The 19,522-nt window shown below is 58.4% G+C and carries 14 protein-coding genes; 7 read left to right on the top strand and 7 right to left on the bottom strand.

Translation table 11 applies throughout. From position 1 onward, the window contains the following. Positions 1 to 8: 8 nt before the first annotated feature. Positions 9 to 1,097, bottom strand: coding sequence for a LacI family DNA-binding transcriptional regulator (locus C2E16_RS15575; protein WP_038624727.1), 1,089 nt, complete (start codon positions 1,095 to 1,097; stop codon positions 9 to 11). A 356-nt stretch (positions 1,098 to 1,453) separates the two neighbouring features. On the opposite strand from C2E16_RS15575, the gene C2E16_RS15570 reads away from it, so the two are divergent. Both C2E16_RS15570 and C2E16_RS15565 read left to right on the top strand, forming a co-directional pair. Further along, the gene (locus C2E16_RS15570) at positions 1,454 to 2,752 is read left to right on the top strand and encodes an MFS transporter (protein WP_038624729.1); all 1,299 of its coding nucleotides are present in this window, start codon (positions 1,454 to 1,456) and stop codon (positions 2,750 to 2,752) included. 14 nt (positions 2,753 to 2,766) lie between these two features. Next, entirely contained in the window at positions 2,767 to 5,127 is a 2,361-nt protein-coding gene (locus C2E16_RS15565; RefSeq protein WP_104951563.1) for a glycoside hydrolase family 31 protein, read from the top strand. 177 nt (positions 5,128 to 5,304) lie between these two features. Here C2E16_RS15565 and xseA read toward each other — a convergent pair whose 3' ends face one another. Continuing rightward, a complete protein-coding gene (gene xseA / locus C2E16_RS15560) occupies positions 5,305 to 6,675 on the bottom strand; it encodes an exodeoxyribonuclease VII large subunit (protein WP_038624733.1) in 1,371 nt (456 codons plus the stop codon). Between the two features lie 169 nt (positions 6,676 to 6,844). Here xseA and guaB point away from each other — a divergent pair, with 169 nt between their 5' ends. The 4 genes from guaB to vapC all read left to right on the top strand — a co-directional run bounded on the left by guaB (position 6,845) and on the right by vapC (position 10,885). Then, entirely contained in the window at positions 6,845 to 8,311 is a 1,467-nt protein-coding gene (gene guaB, locus C2E16_RS15555; protein ID WP_038624735.1) for an IMP dehydrogenase, read from the top strand. 71 nt (positions 8,312 to 8,382) lie between these two features. Continuing rightward, entirely contained in the window at positions 8,383 to 9,963 is a 1,581-nt protein-coding gene (gene guaA, locus C2E16_RS15550; protein WP_038624737.1) for a glutamine-hydrolyzing GMP synthase, read from the top strand. A 287-nt stretch (positions 9,964 to 10,250) separates the two neighbouring features. Continuing rightward, positions 10,251 to 10,481, top strand: a complete 231-nt coding sequence (gene vapB / locus C2E16_RS15545) for a type II toxin-antitoxin system VapB family antitoxin (RefSeq protein ID WP_038624739.1) — start codon at positions 10,251 to 10,253, stop codon at positions 10,479 to 10,481. Further along, the gene (gene vapC / locus C2E16_RS15540; RefSeq protein ID WP_084971120.1) at positions 10,481 to 10,885 is read left to right on the top strand and encodes a type II toxin-antitoxin system tRNA(fMet)-specific endonuclease VapC; all 405 of its coding nucleotides are present in this window, start codon (positions 10,481 to 10,483) and stop codon (positions 10,883 to 10,885) included. The genes vapB and vapC overlap by 1 nt, the downstream gene beginning before the upstream one ends. A 110-nt stretch (positions 10,886 to 10,995) precedes the next feature. Here vapC and mgtE read toward each other — a convergent pair whose 3' ends face one another. Then, a complete protein-coding gene (gene mgtE / locus C2E16_RS15535; RefSeq protein WP_038624743.1) occupies positions 10,996 to 12,423 on the bottom strand; it encodes a magnesium transporter in 1,428 nt (475 codons plus the stop codon). A 112-nt stretch (positions 12,424 to 12,535) separates the two neighbouring features. Next, positions 12,536 to 12,721 carry a YfgG family protein gene (locus tag C2E16_RS15530; RefSeq protein ID WP_038624745.1) on the bottom strand — a complete coding sequence of 62 codons (186 nt, stop codon included), beginning with the start codon at positions 12,719 to 12,721 and terminating at the stop codon, positions 12,536 to 12,538. Positions 12,722 to 12,987: 266 nt separating this feature from the next. On the opposite strand from C2E16_RS15530, the gene C2E16_RS15525 reads away from it, so the two are divergent. Beyond that, positions 12,988 to 15,198, top strand: coding sequence for a sensor domain-containing phosphodiesterase (locus C2E16_RS15525; protein WP_244555337.1), 2,211 nt, complete (start codon positions 12,988 to 12,990; stop codon positions 15,196 to 15,198). Here the strand turns inward: C2E16_RS15525 and tehB are convergent, their stop codons facing one another. The 3 genes from tehB to ppk1 are packed head-to-tail and all read right to left on the bottom strand — an operon-like array spanning position 15,199 to position 19,459. Continuing rightward, entirely contained in the window at positions 15,199 to 15,804 is a 606-nt protein-coding gene (gene tehB / locus C2E16_RS15520) for a tellurite resistance methyltransferase TehB (protein WP_084971118.1), read from the bottom strand. Between the two features lie 58 nt (positions 15,805 to 15,862). Further along, positions 15,863 to 17,392 (bottom strand): exopolyphosphatase, encoded by a 1,530-nt coding sequence (ppx, locus tag C2E16_RS15515; RefSeq protein ID WP_084971116.1) that lies wholly within the window; start codon positions 17,390 to 17,392, stop codon positions 15,863 to 15,865. Positions 17,393 to 17,398: 6 nt separating this feature from the next. Continuing rightward, positions 17,399 to 19,459 (bottom strand): polyphosphate kinase 1, encoded by a 2,061-nt coding sequence (gene ppk1, locus C2E16_RS15510; RefSeq protein WP_038624751.1) that lies wholly within the window; start codon positions 19,457 to 19,459, stop codon positions 17,399 to 17,401. Positions 19,460 to 19,522 lie beyond the last annotated feature (63 nt).

The following is a 19,522-nucleotide window of genomic DNA, read 5'->3' as shown; positions in this document are numbered from 1 at the left end:
TGCTAATATTATGCGCGATCGTCATAGAGTTGCGGATGATGGGTGCTGAGCGCCGGTTTCATCTTATGGGCGCTAAAACGCCGCACCGATTCCCGTACCGCCAGTTTCCCCTGCAACAGTAGGTTACAGGGTGGGGCGGCAGGACGCAGCAGCCTGCGCTGCAACAGCTGAACCGCCTCGAATCCCAGTTCGTCGCGCGGCACCTGTACCGAGGTCAAGGGCACGTCGTGAATCTCCGCCAGGTTTGAACTGTCGGTGCTCATTACCGATATATCGCCCGGCACCGACAGGCCGAACTTATTGATCGCCGCGACCGCGCCCATCGCCATAAAGTCGCCGCCAGCGAGAATAGCGCTCGGCCAGCGGCTGCGATCGGGCAGGGCGCTCAGCCAGCTGGTCACCGCAAGCTCCGCCTCCTCCGCGCCGAAACCAGAGGTGGTGACCAGATGCTGTCCGGCGTCAAAGGTCAAATTCTGCCGCATCCACGCCTGGCGAATGCCCGCGAGACGCAGTTCCATGGTGTTACGCCGCAGGCACTGCAAGTTAAGGATGTTGCGGTGCCCCTGCTGAAACAGCCAGCTGGCGGAAAACTCGCCGATCAGCTGATGATCGGGGGAAACGCTGTCGAGGCGCATCTCGCGGTCGCTGCAGTTAACTAATACGCAGGGCTTATTCAGATCCGCCGCCAGCGAATGGATATGCGGATCGTCGATGCCGATAATCAACGCCGCCTGGGTATGCGGATGGTTCATCTTTTCGACGAACAGCGCGCTGTCGCTGCGATCCTCCTCCAGCCCACAGGAGCTGATGCGCACCTCCCAAGGTCTGAGCGCATCGATCACGCTCTGAATCACCTTGTAGTAAAAAATGTCGGTGCGCACCGAGAAGGCGCGCGGCGGCGCGAAAATCACCAGGTTGTTCAGCATCAGTCTGCCCTGCGACAGATCCTGCAAAATACCGTGCTGGCGCGCGCAGGCCATCACCTTTTGCCGGGCGGCTTCGCTGGTGTTGGCTTTGCCCGCCAGCACGCGCGAAACAGTACTGATCGACAGCCCGGTTTGATGGGCGATCAGGGTGATTTTTAACTTTCCATTCATTTTGTGATCCCCTTCAAATCAGCTGATGAAAATTTTTTCATCAGCGTTGGTTAGCCCGCTGTTGCGCACTCAGGCCCTGTTGCTCACGACGATTTGCTTGCGAATGAAAATTTTTGCAAAAAACGCGGTTTCGCCCGGCAACGCTGCTGGCTAGTCTGCAACGGTAGCTCGGTTGGACAGACGCGACACTTCACTATGCTGATGGCTCGCCAGGGAAATCAACCGATAATCATAGGGTTAAGCGGGCAAAAGGACTATTTTGTGAAACACGTCGCATTGCACCGCTGTTGTAGCCTTCGATACCACGACTGAAGCGCCTGCGCGCACCGCACGGCAGGCGGCGATGGAGAAAACAGATGAGTATTGAAACCGAACAGGCCACCGCAACCCGTTCTGCCCGTAAATTCAAGTCGCTGCGCTGGTGGATGCTGGCGCTCTTTCTGCTCGGCATCACCATTAACTACATTACCCGCAACTCGCTGGGGATTCTGGCGCCGGAGCTCAAGGTCAGCCTGAATATGTCCACCGAGCAGTACTCCTGGGTAGTGGCGGCATTCCAGCTCGCCTATACGCTGTTTCAGCCGCTCTGCGGCTGGCTGATCGATGTGATTGGCCTGAAAACCGGCTTTATGATCTGCGCCACGCTTTGGGCGCTGGTCTGTATGCTGCACGCCGGTGCGGGAAGCTGGGTTCAGCTGGCGCTGCTGCGCTTTTTCATGGGCGGCGCTGAAGCGGCCGCCACGCCCGCCAACGCCCGTGCCATCGCCGACTGGTTTCCGAAGAAAGAGCGGCCCGTCGCCGCAGGCTGGGCCGGGGTAGGCTTCTCCGTCGGCGCGATGCTGGCGCCGCCGATTATCGTCGTCGCCCACCTGACGCTGGGCTGGCAGGGCGCCTTTCTCTTTTCCGGCGCGCTGGGGCTGGTTTGGGTGGTGCTCTGGTGGCGCTTCTACCATGCGCCGCAGCAGCATCCGAACCTCAGCCAGCAGGAACTGGATCTGATCCGGGAAGATAACGAGCCGGATCTGCCGAAGCTGCCGTTTTTCACCTCGCTGGCGCGTCTCTGCCGCGACAAGAAATTTTACGGCATCGCCATTCCCGCCTTTCTTGCCGAACCGGCCTGGGCGGTCTTCAGCTTCTGGGTGCCGCTCTATCTCGCTACCGAGCGCGGCATGGATCTCAAGCAGATCGCGCTGTTCGCCTGGCTGCCTTTCCTGGCGGCCGATATTGGCAGCGTCGCCAGCGGCTATCTCACCAACCTGTATCGCAAATGGTTCGGCTTCCAGCGCATTAATTCGGTGATCGCCAGCTCCGTTACCGGCGCGTTTCTGATGCTGTCGCTGACGCTGGTCGCCGTAACCAAAGATCCGTTTCTGGCGATTGCGCTGATCTCTATCGGCGGCTTCGGCCATCAGGTGATCTCCTGCATGCTGAGCGCGCTGGTGGTGGAGTCGTTCGATAAAAATCAGATGGCGACCGTCAACGGCATGCGCGGCTCCTGCGCCTGGATCGCCAGCTTCCTCTTTTCCCTGCTGATCGGCGCCGTTTCCGACACCATCGGCTTCGGCCCGCTGTTTGTGGCGATGGGCTTTTTCGACCTTATCGGCGCGCTGTTCCTGATTGCTCTGCTGGCCGAACGCCGCGCTAAAAAACGTTAACTGCTGGAGTGGATATGAAGACGTTAAAAAACTGGACGCTGGCGGGGAAGTACGCCGACAGGATCGAACTGCAGGTTGACGGGCGGCATCTGTTTTGCCTCTACGTGCTGGAGGAGTCGATGTTCCGCATCCTGATCAAACGCAACGGCGAGCTGGCGCTGGATCGCACCTGGAGCATCGCGCCGCAGGAAGATGTGCCCTGGGAGGGACGCGATCGCCTGAGCGTGGAGGGCTTCAGCCTGCCGGGCTATCATCTGGAAACCTACGCCGATCGGCTGATCATCAGCAGCCAGCATCTGCGCGTCACGGTGCATCAGCCGCTCTGGCTGGCGTGGGAATATCTGGATGCGGATAACCAGTGGCGTCCGCTGGTCGAAGATCGTCGCACCAGCGCCTATCTGCTGAATGCGCACGGCGACGGCGTGGCGCACTACCAGCGCCGTTTCGCCGACGATCGCTACTACGGGCTGGGGGAAAAAGCGGGCGACCTAGAGCGCAGTGGACGACGCTTTGAGATGCGCAATCTGGATGCGATGGGCTATAACGCCGCCAGCACCGATCCGCTCTACAAGCATATTCCGTTTACCATTACCCGCCGCGAGCAGGTTAGCTTCGGCCTGTTTTACGATAATCTCAGCAGCTGCTGGCTCGACCTCGGCAACGAACTGGACAACTATCATCAGCCTTACCGCCGCTATCAGGCGGAGGCGGGCGATCTCGACTACTACCTGTTTTTCGGTCCGCGCGTGCTGGACGTCACTAAAGCCTTTGTGCGGCTTACCGGAAAAACCTGTTTCGGGCCGAAGTGGAGCCTGGGCTACAGCGGCTCCACCATGCACTACACCGACGCGCCCGACGCGCAGCACCAGCTACAGCAGTTTATTCAGCTCTGCCGGCAGCACGCTATTCCCTGCGACTCTTTCCAGCTTTCTTCCGGCTACACCTCCATCGGCAATAAGCGCTACGTATTTAACTGGAACTATGAAAAAGTGCCGCAGCCGCGCCAGCTAAGCGCGGCGTTTCATGAGGCGGGACTGCGGCTGGCGGCCAATATCAAACCCTGCCTGCTACAGGATCATCCGCGTTATGAAGAAGCGGCGCGGCAGGGGCTGTTTATTCGCGATTCCGAATCGGATGCGCCGGAGCGCTCCTGCTTTTGGGACGATGAGGGATCGCACCTCGATTTTACCAATCCCGATGCGATACGCTGGTGGCAGCAGGGCGTCACCACGCAGCTGCTGGAGATGGGCATCGATGCCACCTGGAACGACAACAACGAATATGAGATCTGGGACGGCGAGGCGCGCTGTCACGGCTTCGGTCGCCCCGTGGCGATTAAGCACATTCGTCCGGTGATGCCGTTGTTGATGATGCGCGCCTCGCTGGAGGCGCAGCAGCGTTTCGCGCCGCAGCAACGGCCTTACCTGATTTCGCGCTCCGGCTGCGCCGGTATGCAGCGCTACGTACAGACCTGGAGCGGCGACAACCGCACCAGCTGGCAGACGCTGCGCTACAACACGCGCATGGGGCTGGGGATGAGCCTGTCGGGGCTGTATAACGTCGGTCACGACGTCGGCGGCTTCTCCGGCGACAGGCCGGACGCGGAGCTGTTTGCCCGCTGGGTGCAGAACGGCGTGATGCATCCGCGTTTTACCATACACTCATGGAATGACGACGGCACGGTAAACGAGCCGTGGATGTATCCCGCCGTAACGGACATCGTGCGCGAGGCGATCCGCCTGCGCTACCGTCTGCTGCCTTACTTTTACACGCTGCTGTGGCAGGCCAGCGTTGACGATGAGCCGATGCTGCGGCCCACCTTTCTTGATCATGAACATGACGCACACGCCTGGCAGGAAACGGATGATTTTCTTATCGGACGCGATCTGCTGGTGGCGAGCGTGGTGGAGCCGGGCCAGCGTCAGCGCCGGGTATGGCTGCCCGATAACGGCACAGGCTGGTACTGCTTCTGGAGCGGACAATGGTACGGCGGCGGACAGTGGATCACGCTGGATGCGCCGCTGGAGCGGCTGCCGCTGCTGGCGCGCGCCGGCGCCGGGCTGCCGATGTCGCAGCGGCTGGCGCATGTGGACGCGGCTGCGGACAATCAGCGCGAGCTGCGGCTGTTTCCGCTGTCAGCAGGAGAGAGCGAAGGAATGCTTTTCGAGGATGACGGCGAAAGCTACGGCTGGCGTGAGGGCGATGCGCTCTGGCTGCGCTGGCGAATGACCTGCGACGCGACGCGCATTACGCTGAACATAGCGCGGGAAGGGCGCTATCAGCCCGCGTGGCGGCAGTTAGAGATAGTGCTGCCATCCGGCGAACGGCGTGAATTGTGGATTAACGGCGAAGCTGCCTCAGCGTATCGACTGTAGCGTCGCAGGCTAAAAAGGCGCGCTTCAGGCGCGCCTTTTTTATGGCGTAACGGGAGGCATGCAGCTCATTGCCGACTATTGCTTTAAGATGCGGCACGGCGTTTTTTGGGCGCTTTTAGCGCGACTTTTTAGCATTATGGAAGACATTCAGCTCTGATTGCCGCCTTATGGCGAAGGCTATGTCCGCTTTTTGCGCGTTTTTTTCAGCGGCGTGATAGTTTTTACTTCGCTTTCCACCCAGCCATCCTGCAGGCGGGTTTGCAGCTTGTCGCCAGGCTGAAGCTGCCCGGCGGTTTTCAGCACCTCGCCGGTGGGCGTCTGCGTCACGCTGAAGCCGCGTGCCAACGTCGCCAGCGGGCTGACGCCTTCCAGATGTCCCGCCAGCGCGCCGAAGCGCTGTTTTTCTTCACTCAGCCGCTGCCGCATCGCCTGCGTCAGACGATATTGCCACTGCTGAAGCTGCTGCTGCGCACGGTTGATATTACGCTGCGGCTGCTGGGCCGCCAGGCGCTGCGTCAGACGATCCTGCTGGCGCGCGGCCTCGCGCAGACGCAGCTGTAACGCCTCGTCCAGCCGCCGTTGCAGACGGAACAGCGCCGTCTGCTGGCGTGCCAGCCGCAGCTGCGGATGCTGCTGCTGCAAACGGTGTTGCAGGCGGGTAAAGGTGCGCTGCTGCTGGGCCAGGTAGTAGTCCATCGCCATCTCCAGCCGCGTCTGCTGCGACTGCAGCTGGCGCAGCAGTTCCACCTGATTGCGACTGACGATCTCCGCCGCGGCGGAAGGCGTCGGCGCGCGCAGGTCGGCGACAAAATCGGCGATGGTTACGTCGGTTTCATGGCCGACGGCGCTGACGATCGGAATGCGGCTGGCGAAAATCGCCCGCGCCACCCGCTCGTCGTTAAAGCTCCATAAATCTTCCAGCGAGCCGCCGCCGCGTCCGACGATCAGCACGTCGCACTCGTTGCGCAGGTTAGCCAGCTCAATGGCGCGCGCGATGGATGCAGGGGCATCGTTGCCCTGGACCGCCGTCGGATAGATGATCACCGGCAGCGACGGATCGCGGCGATGCAGCACGCGCAGCACATCATGCAGCGCCGCGCCGGTAGCGGAAGTGATCACGCCCACCTGACGCGCCGGTTCAGGCAGCGGCTGTTTATGCTGCTGCTCAAACAGTCCTTCCGCCGCCAGCCGCTGCTTCAGCTGTTCAAACTGCTGTTGCAGCAGACCTTCGCCCGCCGGATGCATGCTTTCGACAATCAGCTGATAGTCGCCACGCGGCTCGTAAAGCGTCACCGTGGCGCGCACCAGCACCTGCTGTCCATGCTGCGGACGGAAAGTTACGCGCCGGTTGCTGTTACGGAACATGGCGCTGCGCACCTGGGCGGTGTCATCTTTCAGCGTGAAGTACCAGTGGCCGGAAGCGGGCTGGGTAAAGTTAGAGATCTCGGCGCTGAGCCAGATCTGACCCATCTCGCCTTCCAGCAGCTGACGCACCGTGGTATTAAGGCGGCTGACGGTAAATATATTGGCGGAAGGCGGTAGCGACATGTGATGAGGATCAAATAATAAATCAGCGAGTTAATTCACCGATACTACATGCCTGAAGCAGGGGATCAAGACATTTTCTGAAAAAAAGCTGGAGGCAACCGATTACGCCCTGTATAATGCCGCGGCAATATTTTATCTGTTCTCATTCACCCCAGGTTGAGATATTGCCATGCTACGAATCGCTAAAGAAGCACTCACTTTTGACGACGTTTTGCTCGTTCCTGCTCACTCCACTGTACTGCCTAACACGGCCGACCTCAGCACCCAACTGACCAAAACCATTCGTCTGAACATTCCAATGCTCTCTGCCGCCATGGATACCGTGACCGAAGCCGGTCTGGCTATCGCGCTGGCGCAGGAAGGCGGGCTGGGCTTTATCCACAAAAATATGTCCATCGAGCGCCAGGCGGAAGAAGTGCGCAAGGTGAAAAAGCATGAAAGCGGCGTCGTGACCGATCCGCAGACCGTGCTGCCGACCACTACGCTGCGTGAAGTAAAAGAGCTGACCGAGCGCAACGGTTTCGCCGGCTATCCGGTCGTGACGGAGGATAACCAGCTGGTCGGGATTATCACCGGCCGCGACGTACGTTTCGTGACCGATCTCAACCTGCCGGTCACCGCCGTGATGACGCCAAAAGAGCGCCTGGTGACGGTTAAAGAGGGTGAAGCGCGCGAAGTGGTGCTGCAAAGAATGCATGAGAAGCGCGTCGAAAAAGCGCTGGTGGTGGATGACAGCTTCCGTCTGCTCGGCATGATCACCGTAAAAGATTTCCAGAAGGCGGAGCGTAAGCCGCTGGCCTGTAAAGATGAGCATGGCCGTCTGCGCGTTGGCGCGGCGGTCGGCGCAGGCGCGGGCAATGAAGCACGCGTCGATGCGCTGGTGGCGGCGGGCGTTGACGTGCTGCTGATCGACTCCTCTCACGGTCATTCCGAAGGCGTGCTGCAACGCATCCGCGAAACGCGCGCCAAATATCCTAACCTGCAGATCATCGGCGGCAACGTCGCGACCGGCGCGGGCGCGCTGGCGCTGGCCCAGGCGGGCGTAAGCGCGGTGAAAGTCGGCATCGGCCCTGGCTCTATCTGCACCACCCGTATCGTTACCGGCGTCGGCGTGCCGCAGATTACTGCGGTTTCCGACGCGGTTGAAGCGCTGGAAGGCACCGGCGTGCCGGTGATTGCCGACGGCGGCATCCGCTTCTCCGGCGATATCGCTAAAGCGATCGCCGCAGGCGCCGCCTGCGTAATGGTCGGCTCAATGCTGGCCGGCACCGAAGAATCCCCAGGCGAAATCGAGCTTTACCAGGGCCGCGCGTTTAAATCCTATCGCGGCATGGGTTCGCTGGGCGCGATGTCTAAAGGCTCCTCCGATCGCTACTTCCAGAGCGACAACGCGGCGGACAAGCTGGTGCCGGAAGGCATCGAAGGCCGCGTCGCCTATAAAGGCCGCCTGAAAGAGATCGTGCATCAGCAGATGGGCGGCCTGCGCTCCTGCATGGGGCTGACCGGCTGCGCCACTATCGAAGAGCTGCGCACTAAAGCGGAATTTGTACGCATCAGCGGCGCCGGTATTTCGGAAAGCCACGTCCATGACGTGACCATCACTAAAGAGTCGCCAAACTATCGCATGGGATCCTAATCCCGTAATTTTCTCGCCCGGCACCCGCCGGGCGCTTTTATTTATCAGTCTATCGCCCTGGAATTGCCTTAATGACGACGGAAAATATTCATAAGCACCGTATTTTAATCCTCGATTTTGGTTCGCAGTACACTCAGCTGGTGGCGCGCCGCGTGCGCGAGCTGGGCGTATATTGCGAACTCTGGGCCTGGGATGTGACCGAAGCGCAGATCCGCGAATTTAAACCAAGCGGCATCATTCTTTCCGGCGGCCCGGAAAGCACCACCGAACTCGACAGCCCGCGCGCGCCGGAATATGTTTTTAACGCTGGCGTGCCGGTGCTGGGCGTCTGCTACGGCATGCAGACCATGGCAATGCAGCTGGGCGGTAAAGTAGAAGGCTCCAGCGAACGCGAGTTCGGCTATGCGCAGGTGGAGGTCAGAACCGACAGCGCGCTGGTGCGCGGCATTGAAGATTCCATCAGCGCTGCTGGCCTGCCGCTGCTGGATGTCTGGATGAGCCACGGCGACAAGGTAACGGCAATCCCGTCCGACTTTGTCACCGTCGCCAGCACCGAAACCTGTCCGTTCGCCATTATGGCTAACGAAGAGAAGCGTTTCTACGGCGTGCAGTTCCACCCGGAAGTGACCCACACCCGCCAGGGGCTGCGTATGCTGGAGCGCTTCGTGCTGGATATCTGTGAGTGTGAGGCGCTCTGGACCCCGGCGAAGATCATTGAAGATATCGTTGAGCGTCTGCGCGAGCAGGTTGGCAACGATAAAGTGATCCTCGGTCTTTCCGGCGGCGTCGACTCCTCCGTGACCGCCATGCTGCTGCATCGCGCCATCGGCGACCGTCTGACCTGCGTCTTCGTCGATAACGGTCTGCTGCGTCTGAACGAAGCGGAGCAGGTGATGGATATGTTCGGCGACCATTTCGGCCTGAATATCATCCACGTGCCGGCGGAAGCGCGCTTCCTTGACGCGCTGGCGGGCATCGATGAACCGGAAGCCAAGCGTAAAACCATTGGCCGCGTCTTTGTTGAGGTCTTCGACGAGCAGGCGACCAGCCTGAAAGACGTGAAGTGGCTGGCGCAGGGCACCATCTACCCTGACGTGATTGAGTCCGCCGCCTCCGCCACCGGCAAGGCGCACGTAATTAAATCGCACCACAACGTCGGCGGCCTGCCGAAAGAGATGAAGCTGGGCCTGGTCGAGCCGTTGAAAGAGCTGTTTAAGGATGAAGTGCGCAAGATCGGCCTGGAGCTGGGCCTGCCGTACGATATGCTCTATCGCCATCCGTTCCCGGGTCCGGGTCTGGGCGTGCGCGTGCTGGGCGAAGTGAAGAAAGAGTACTGCGATCTGCTGCGCCGCGCCGACGCCATCTTTATCGAAGAACTGCGTAAAGCCGATCTCTACAACAAAGTGAGCCAGGCGTTTACCGTCTTCCTGCCGGTGCGTTCTGTCGGCGTGATGGGCGATGGTCGTAAATATGACTGGGTGGTTTCGCTGCGTGCGGTGGAAACTATCGACTTTATGACCGCGCACTGGGCGCATCTGCCGTATGAGTTCCTGGGCCGCGTCTCTAACCGCATTATTAATGAGATCAACGGCATTTCCCGCGTGGTTTACGATATCTCCGGCAAGCCGCCAGCGACGATCGAGTGGGAATGATTTAACGTCCGGTTTGTCCGGCGCGTATAACGAAGTGACCGAAGCCCGCTTAATCGCGGGCTTTTTTGTCTCGCGGCGCCCGATAGAGAGGTTTATCGCGATGCTTCATAAATCCTCAATTTCGTGCATCGTTAATGAAATCTGTTTTTACATGGAGAGATGCAGGAATTCAGAAAGCGGGCTTCAACTGCTCAGTAAACACGTTGCTCCTGAAGGTATATCCCATTGACATATCCCTGACTTGCTTTATCTTTATTCAGTACAAAATATAACCAGAGGTGAAAGCGATGGAAAAGACGACCGTGTTTAAAAACAATCGCAGCCAGGCGGTGCGTTTGCCTAAAGCCGTCGCGCTGCCGGACAATGTCAGCCAGGTTGAAATTATTGCCGTGGGCCGGACGCGGATAATTACGCCCGCAGGCGAGGGTTGGGATAGCTGGTTTGATGGAGAGGACGTAACATCAGATTTTATGACGGCACGGGATCAGCCTGATGAACAAGAAAGGGAAAGCTTCTGATGCTCAAATATATGTTGGATACCAACATCTGTATTTATACCATTAAAAACAAGCCTCCGACTGTGCGCACCGCTTTTAATCAACGTTATGGACAGCTGTGCGTCAGTTCCGTAACGCTAATGGAACTGATCTACGAAGCGGAGAAATCTGCCAGCCCGGAAAAAAATCTGCGGGTAGTAGAAGGCTTTATCGCCAGGCTGGAAGTATTAAATTATAGTAACGAGGCTGCAATCCATACGGGGCAAATTCGTGCGGAGCTGGCGAAAGCGGGGACGCCGGTCGGTCCGTATGACAGTATGATCGCGGCGCATGCCCGATCGCTGGGGCTGATTCTGGTCACCAATAATACACACGAATTTGTCAGAATCTCCGGGCTGCGCCTGGAGGACTGGAGCGTTAATTAAAGCGCCCTGCTTCTTATTGGCAAACGACTGTCAGGCTGGCGAAAACCTGTTCTCTGGCAGCTGAATCTGTTCCCGTTATCGCTTCTTTGTCCTTAAATCGCCACCTCGCCTCAGTGCAGCAAAAACAGCGTCGCCAGACCCAGGAAGATAAAAAAGCCGCCGGTGTCGGTCAGCGCGGTAATCATCACGCTGCTGCCGATCGCCGGGTCGCGATTCATTTTGGTCATAATCAGCGGGATCAGCACGCCCATCAGCGCCGCCAACAGCAGGTTTAACACCATCGCCAGCATCATTACGCCGCCCAGCGCCAGGTTGTCATACATCAGCCAGGTGATGCCGCCCATAATGCCGCCCCAGAACAGGCCGTTTATCAGCGCCACGCCCAGCTCGCGCAAGAAGAGAAAGCTGAAATTGCCCGGCTCTACCTGATGCAGCGCCAGCGCGCGCACGATCATGGTGATGGTCTGGTTGCCGGTATTGCCGCCGATGCCCGCGACGATCGGCATCAGCGTCGCCAGCGCCACCAGTTGGGAAATCGTCTCCTCGAACAGGCCGATCACGCGCGAGGCGACAAAGGCGGTACACAGATTGATCGCCAGCCAGGTCCAGCGGGTGCGCACCGCCTTTTTTACCGGCGCGAACACCTCCTCCTCCTGGCTCAGGCCGCCCATTTTACGGATGTTGCTTTCGTTCTCTTCGTTAACCAGGTCGATCACGTCTTCAATGGTGACGCGGCCGATCAGCTTGCCTTTATCATCAATCACCGCGGCGGAAATCAGGTTATAACGTTCAAAGGCGCCGGCGGCGTCTTCCGCCTTGTCATCGAGACGAAAAGTGGTCGGCCGATCGTTCATCACCGAAAATACCGGCGTCTCCGGCTGGTTGAGCAGAATATCGGTCAGCGGCAGCTCGCCCAGCAACACGTTGTCTTTATCGGTGATAAACAGCTTATCGGTGCCTTCCGGGATCGCGCGTCTGCGCCGTAAAAATCGCTGTACCGTTGCCATATCGATGTCGGCGCGTACGGTAATAAAGTTGAAATCCATGATGCGCCCGACGCGATCGCGGTCGAAATGCACCACGTTCAGCACGCGTGCGCGCAGTGCCGGATCGAGCGTGGTCAGCAGCCTGCCGGTAAGATCGCGCGGCAGGTAGCGCGCCAGATACGCCTGGTCATCAATATCCAGCGGCGCGATCGCCTGCAGGATATCTTTGTCGCTCATTACTTCGGTCAGGCTTTCCCAGACCGTTTCCGACGCTTCCACCAGCACCTGGCCGCGGCGTGAATTATCCACCAGCCGCCATAGCGCCTGGCGCTCATCTTCCGGCAGCGCTTCAAGAATATCGGCGATATCGGCGGCGTGCAGCAGGGCGAGATCGTCGCGCAGGCCGCTAATTTGCGCGGCGGTGTCGGCGGAAAGGGTGGCGGGATCGGACGGCGGCTCAAGCAAGGCTTCAACCAGTTCGGGGCCATCAAGTAAAAGCGTAAGGATACGGCTGCGAATATCGGCGAGCTGTTGAGCTTGGGATACAGACATAAAAATTCCCTTGTGTCTGGATGCGGGGCGAAAGGCGGCCCGGCGTTTTCTACAGGCATGAGGAGAGGGTAAGTTGTCTCATTAAAGGCAACTTAACGCTCGCATCATGGGCTTACTCTTTGGCGGGCTGGGTGATGGCCGGAACCTCAGCATGCTCTTTTTTATCCTGATGATGCTGAAATGCGCCGGGCAACACATAGAGCAAACGGCCCAGTAAAAGAATGAAGCTAATCAGCAACACGATGCGGGTCATTCGACCGGTTTTATGACGTCTTCGAAACGACGTAACGCTGTTCACGCAGGGTTTCCTGTATCTGGCCCGAAGGCGGTAAAACAATTTAGGCACAGCGTAACCTTCAGGTCAATGTCGCGCCGTCGCCACTCTCCTCAGAAGATAATGGAAATAACCTGTCTGCTGGCTAAACGAGCAGCGGCCAAAACGGTTTTAACGGTGTGTTTTGATATACATCAACCCTGAAAGTGCCGTTGAAATTAGTATGAGGGCCGTTTTTATACTGCGTGCGGCTCTTTTTGCGAGCTTCATCATGAGAGGAGAGGCCGTCATTGTTTTCGGGGTTTAATTTAACCGCGCTGCGTCGTTTTCGCCGCAGCTGGTGGGGCATGCCTTTATGGCTGGCGCTGCTGCTGATGCCGCTGTCCGGGAGCCTGTCCGTACGGCTGAGCTTGCCCGACGGCCCCGTCTATCTGCTGTTCTTGCCGATAACGCTGACGGTGGCATTGCTGATGGTGTTTGACTGGGCGGCGCTGCCCGGCATCACGCTGGCGCTGCTGTGGCGCTATCTGACGCTTTTCTCGCTGGGCCATGCGCTGTTGACCTGCACTATCTTTATCTGCGGCATCGCTATCTGCTGGCTGGGCTATCGCATCTGGGCGGGACGGAGATGGTGCGCCGGGCCCGGCGCGGTGCAGCTGGGCGTGACGCGGCTGTTCTGGCTGGGATTTTTCCTGCCGACGCTGCTGGTTTTTTTACTTCAGATAACGGTGACGCTGAATGCGGTGCCTGCTTCCGCCTCGATTTTCAACCGCAATCCGTTAACGCTGCGCACCCTGATCAACTATCAGGCCATTCTGCTCTCCAGCATAGCGCTTATGCCCCTTTACTATATGACGATCCGCTGCTTTCGCCATCCGCACTACCTGTCGCGTCAGCTCGGACTGCTGCGCCAGCAGATCGCCGAAAGCGTCAGCCCGGCGGAGATAAAAATCTGGCTGGCCTGGCTGTCGCTGCTGGTGGCGCTGCTGACAGTGCTGCACAGCGAGCTGCAAAACCAGGTGATAGGCGATTTCGCCCTGCTGCTGTTGCTGCCGACCATGCTCTGGTCCGCCGCCCGCTTCGGCTATCTGTTTACCGCGCTGACGTGGTCGCTGGTGCTGCTTCTGCTCTATCAATTTCGCATCCAGCCGGAAATCTCACTGCATCTGGCGATCACCATCACTAATTTACTGGTCTGGTCGTTAATCCTCTACTTTATCGGCGTTAACGGCGTGCGGCAGCGGCAGCTGATTCAGAAATCGCGCCAGGCTGCGCTGATCGATCCGATTATCGACCTGCCTAATCTGCGCGCGCTGAAAATAATGCTGGCGCAGCAGGCTTCCTCTACGCTCTGTTTTTTACGCATTCCCGATCTCGACCGCCTCAGCCGCACCTGGGGGCTGGACCTGCGTATTGAATATAAGCGACGGCTGGCTGCGCATCTACAGCCGCTGCTGGAGTCCAACGAGGCCATCTATCATCTGCCGGGCTTCGATCTGGCGCTGCGTCTGAATAAGGCGACCTACGAGCAGCGCATCTATCAAATCGGCGTGCGCATTGATGGCTACAGCCTGCGCTGGCAGGGGCTGCCGCTGCAACCCGATATCGGCATCAGTTATTGCCATGTGGTGCCGCCGGTGAACCATCTGCCGGCCCTGCTGGGCGAGCTGAGCGGTATGGCGGAGGTGTCGCTGCATAGCCATCAGCCGGAAAACCTGCATCAGGGCAACGGCGGCGCGCAGCGCCAGGTGAAAGAGAAGCTGGCGTTGTTAAATGAGGTGCAGCAGGCGCTGGATAACGAACGCTTTATTATGATGGCGCAGCGCATCGAAGGGCTGCGCGGCGATGATTATCATGAGTTGCTGCTACGGCTGATTGACGGACGGGGAGAGCAGGTCGAACCGGATCGCTTTTTGCCGGTGGTACAGGAGTTCGGCCTGACGTGGGAAATCGACCGCTGGGTATTGGATCACGCGCTGGGCTTTATCGATCGCTGCCGCGAGCGTTTGCCTGCGGCGCGCTTTGCGGTGAATATCCACGCGGTGAATCTGTGTCGGCCCTTTTTCATCAGCGAGCTGGAGCGGCTGCTGAAGTACCATCAGGTCGAGCCCTGGCAGCTGATTCTGGAGATCAGCGAGGCGCTGGTCACGGTAGATTCCTCTGCGGGCTTTCGCACCATTAACCGACTGCGCCAGATGGGCTGCCGCATCGCCATCGGACATTTCGGCGCGAGCTACGCCAGCTATCTGCAGCTGAAAAACTTGCAGGCGGACATGCTTAAGATCGACGGCAGCTTCATCCACAATATGCTGCACAACCCGCTGGACTATCAGATTATCGAATCTATCTGCCGCGTCGCCCGCCTGAAGCGCATGCAGATCGTAGCGGAGTCGGTGGAGTCGGAGGCGGTAGCCACAGCCCTGCGCGGGCTGGGCATTGATTATTTGCAGGGTTACGCCATCAGTGAACTTCAGCCGCTCACGATGCTGGGAGAGAGCTGATTACTCCGCTGGCGGCGCCTTTTTCGCCAGCAGCGTGGCGAAACGCAGGCTGATGCGGTTGCCGTTTTCATCCGTTTTATGCAGCTGGCCGGGGTTTTCGTTATATTTCACGATCTGCCATTTGCGGTAGTAGTGGCTCAGCTCGCCCGATTTAAAGGTGAAGGGGAAGGGCACGGTACAGGGAAAATCGTCCGTGTCCATTGCCGCGACGATCAGGTTATAGCCGTTTTTCGCCGTGCTGGCCTGCATATCGGCGATCAGCTGCGGGATGGTCTCCGGCTGCAGGAACATCATCACCACCGTCGAAAAGACAAAGTCATATTCGCCGTTAAAGCGCACGCTGTTCAGATCGGTCAGCTGCGTGTGGATGCCGCTGATCGACTCTGCGGCGATAATGTGGTTCAGGCGATCGAGGCTCTGCGGATTTTTATCCCAGGCGTCGACTTCAAATCCTTTCATATTCAGGTAAAGGCTGTTGCGCCCGTTGCCGCAGCCGACATCCAGCGCTTTACCCGGCGTCAGCAACGGCAGCGCCGCCACCACTTCCGAATGCGGGGCGGTCAGCTGATATGTTTCGGTAAAATAGTTATCGGGACGTGTCGTCATTATCTTTTTTCAGGTTGATGCGGGCGGAGAAAGCGCCGCCCGGATTCGCCGGCGTCCGTTACGCCTCTTCTTCTTCGATCATCAGTTTCCAGCCGGGAACATCTTCCCAGTAGGTTTGCTCCCGCTCCAGATCGAGCTGCACCAGCGTGTTCTGTCTGAAATAACCGGCCGGGAAGCGCAGCGTCCAGTGCCCTTCGTCGGTCGTCAACGTCAGCCGTTCCGGGCGGGTGGTAGCCTGGCGCTGATTATTAAGCAGCGTGCCGAGACGCAGCAAAAACACCAGCGGTACGATCTGTTTCTTCTTGAACAGCGTAAAGCGCGGCAGCTCGTCGGTTTTCACCGCTTTACGGTGATAGCGTACCAGGGTCGCCAGCAGCAGCTGTTGATCCTGGTTAAATCCGGGCAGGTTGGTGTTTTGCAGAATGTAGGCGGAGTGGCGCTGCATGCCGCTGTGGTTGATGGTTAAACCCACTTCATGCAGCATCGCCGCCCACTTCAGCAGCGCGGAGAGCTGCGGGTTGGCCAGGCGCGGATTCTGGTCGCGCCACTGCTGCCAGAGCTGATCGGTGGTCTCCAGCACGCGTCGCGCCTGCTCGCTGTCGATGTTGTAGTGATTGGCCAGGCTCTGCGCGGTGCGGCTGCGGATATCCTGATGGCGGAAGCGGCCCTCCATCTCATACAGCACGCCTTCACGCAGCGCGCCGTCCGACAGGCGCAGCTCGCGGATCGCCAGCGCATCAAAAACGCCGCACAGAATAGCGAGGCCCGGCACGAACACCGCCTTGCGTTCTTCCGACAGGCCCGGCAGGCTCAGCGCGGCGAAGGATCGATGCTTCATCACTTCGTCGTAAAGCCGTTCCAGCCGCTCCGGCGTAATCAGCTTCTCTTTTTCGCCCATCGCCAACAGCACTTCGCAGGCCGCCTTAATGGTGCCGGAGGCGCCCAGCGCATACTGCCAGCCCAGCAGTCGATACTGCCAGGCCAGGGTTTCCAGCTTCTGGGCCGCCGCCAGACGGGCGCGGCGGAAATTTTCCCGGCTGATTTCGCCATTGGGGAAGTAGAGATTGGCGAAGCTGACGCAGCCCATGCGGCGGCTTTCCACCAGCTTCGGCTCGAAATCTTCGCCGATCACCAGCTCGGTCGAGCCGCCGCCGATATCGATCACCAGCTTGCGCCCTTTTTCCGGCTGCGTATGCTCCACGCCCATAAAAATCAGACGCGCTTCTTCGTGACCGGAAATCACTTCGATAGGGTAGGGAATAACCTCCGCCGCGCGTTGCAGAAAATCTTCCGCATTCACCGCCTGACGCAGCGTATGGGTGCCGACGATGGTGACATTCGAGGCGCTGAAGCCCTGCAAACGTTCGGCGAACAGCGCCAGGCAGCTCAGGCCGCGCTGGATCGCTTCTTCGCTCAGCACGTTGTTCGCATCCAGCCCGTCCGCCAGATGCACGCGCTGCTTCAGGCGGCCCAGCACCTGCATCGCCCCATCCACCACGCGGGCGATGACCATATGAAAGCTATTGGAACCGAGATCAATAGCGGCAAATTCTTGCGGTCGGGGCATATTTTTATGGGATATCGGCATAGTGAATTATTCAGGTTGTTCCAGAGATTTGATGTAATCGTAAATGGCCTGCTGCGCCCGCACCTTGCGGCGATTGCCTCGCGGTACATAACGGTTACTCAGTTCTTTATCAATAATGCGGGCTTTTACAGTATCACTGAACAGGATGGCAATAATATCCAGGATGCGCTGTTTCAGAACAGGATCAAGGATGGCCACCGCCACTTCGATACGGTAATCGATGTTGCGCGTCATCCAGTCGGCGGAAGAAAGAAAGACTTTCTTATCGCCGCCGTTCTCGAAAATGTAAACCCGATCATGTTCAAGATAGCGGTCAACGATGCTAATCACGCGGATATTTTCGCTGATCCCTTCGAGATTAGGAATAAGCGAACACATGCCGCGCACCAGCAGATTCACTTTTACGCCGACGCTGGAGGCGGTATAAAGCCGATCGACCAATCCCTTATCCACCAGGTTGTTGATTTTCAGCGTAATGCCAGCCGGAATGCCCTGCTGCGCGTTGGCGATTTCTTCGTCGATCAGCTGGTAAAGCATGCGGCGCGAATTTTGCGGCGACACCATCAGGTAGTCGAAGCTCACCGGACGGTAGGGGTTTTCAATAAAGTTAAACACCCGGCGCACTTCGTTGGTGATGCGCGCGTCGGCGGTCAGCAGCGAATAGTCGGTATAGATGCGGGCGGTTTTTTCGTTAAAGTTGCCGGTGCCGATATGGGCGTAACGCACCACCTCATCGCCTTCGCGCCGCGAAATCAGGAACAGCTTGGCGTGAATCTTCAGGCCCGGCGCGGAGAAGATCACATGCACGCCCGCCTCGGTCAGACGCTTGGCCCAATGGATATTCGCCTCTTCGTCAAAGCGCGCCTGCAATTCCACTACCACCGTCACTTTTTTGCCGTTGTAGGCGGCGTGGATCATCGCGTCGATGATGCGCGAGTTCTTCGCCACGCGGTAGATATTGATCTTGATCGCCAGCACGCTGGGGTCGAACGACGCCTGACGCAGCAGCTCCAGCACATGCTCAAAGGTATGGTAGGGATAGTAGAGCAGCACGTCATGATTGCGAATGGCGTCAAAGCCGTTGCGGAAGCCATCAAACCAGATATGGCGCAGCTGCGGCATCGGCTTATTCACCAGGTTGGTTTTGCCGACGTTCGGGAAGCTAATAAAATCTTTGAAGTTATGATAGCGGCCGCCGGGCACCACCGAATCGTAGTTGGAGATGCTGAGCTTGCCGCGCAGCAGCTCGACCATGGCGTTCGGCATGTCGCGCTGATACACGAAGCGCACCGGCTCCGCCGTCAGGCGCTGTTTCAGGCTGGAGGACATCAGCTCCAGCAGGCTCGATTCCATCTCCGTCACCAAATCGTACTCGGCGTCGCGCGTCATTTTCATCGAATAGGCGTTGAGCGCGTCGTAATCGAAGAAGCCTTTGAAAATATCGTCCAGGCAGTAGCGCAGGATGTTGTCCAACAGGATCATCGGCTTGCGGCGACGCGGCGATTCCGCAGGCAGGTTGACGAAGCGCGGTACCTTGTCGGATGGGATCTCCAGCAGCGCGTAGCGAATCTCTTCGCCGCGAATGATTTCCACCGCCAGATAGGTATAGTCATCCTTGAGGAATTCGGTCAGGTCGGTGTCGTGATTGATCAGGATCGGCGTCACGTGCTGACGCAGCTGATGCTTAAAGTAGTGGCGCAGCCAGCCCTGCTGGTTCGGCGACAGCTGGCGTTCGTTAATCAGAAAGATTTGATTGCGCGCCATCTCCAGCAGCAGATCGTTATAGAGACCGTCAAACTCCTGATCGGCGCGCAGCACCCGCTGTTGGATCTTCTTTAGCAGGTGGCGGGGCGTGCTGGGCGAACCCTGTTCCTCGCCGATCAAAATGCGTCTTTTCAAATCGGCGAAGCGGACCTTGTAAAACTCATCCAGGTTGTTGGAATAGATGCCAAGAAAGCGCATGCGTTCAATCAGCGGGTTGGTCTTGTCGGCCGCTTCCTGCAGTACGCGTTCATTAAAGGATAACCAGCTCAGTTCTTTTTCGATGTATAGCTTTTCCTGACCCATTATGGCTCCGTTATGCTGATTTGAGACGAGGGTATCCATCTTCCGTGTTCATTATGGCGAGAG

This window comes from Mixta calida (genome assembly GCF_002953215.1).
GTDB classification, from domain to species: Bacteria; Pseudomonadota; Gammaproteobacteria; order Enterobacterales; family Enterobacteriaceae; genus Mixta; species Mixta calida.
The sequence above is the reverse complement of the archived record's forward strand: the minus strand, read 5'-3'. Positions and strand labels throughout refer to the sequence as shown.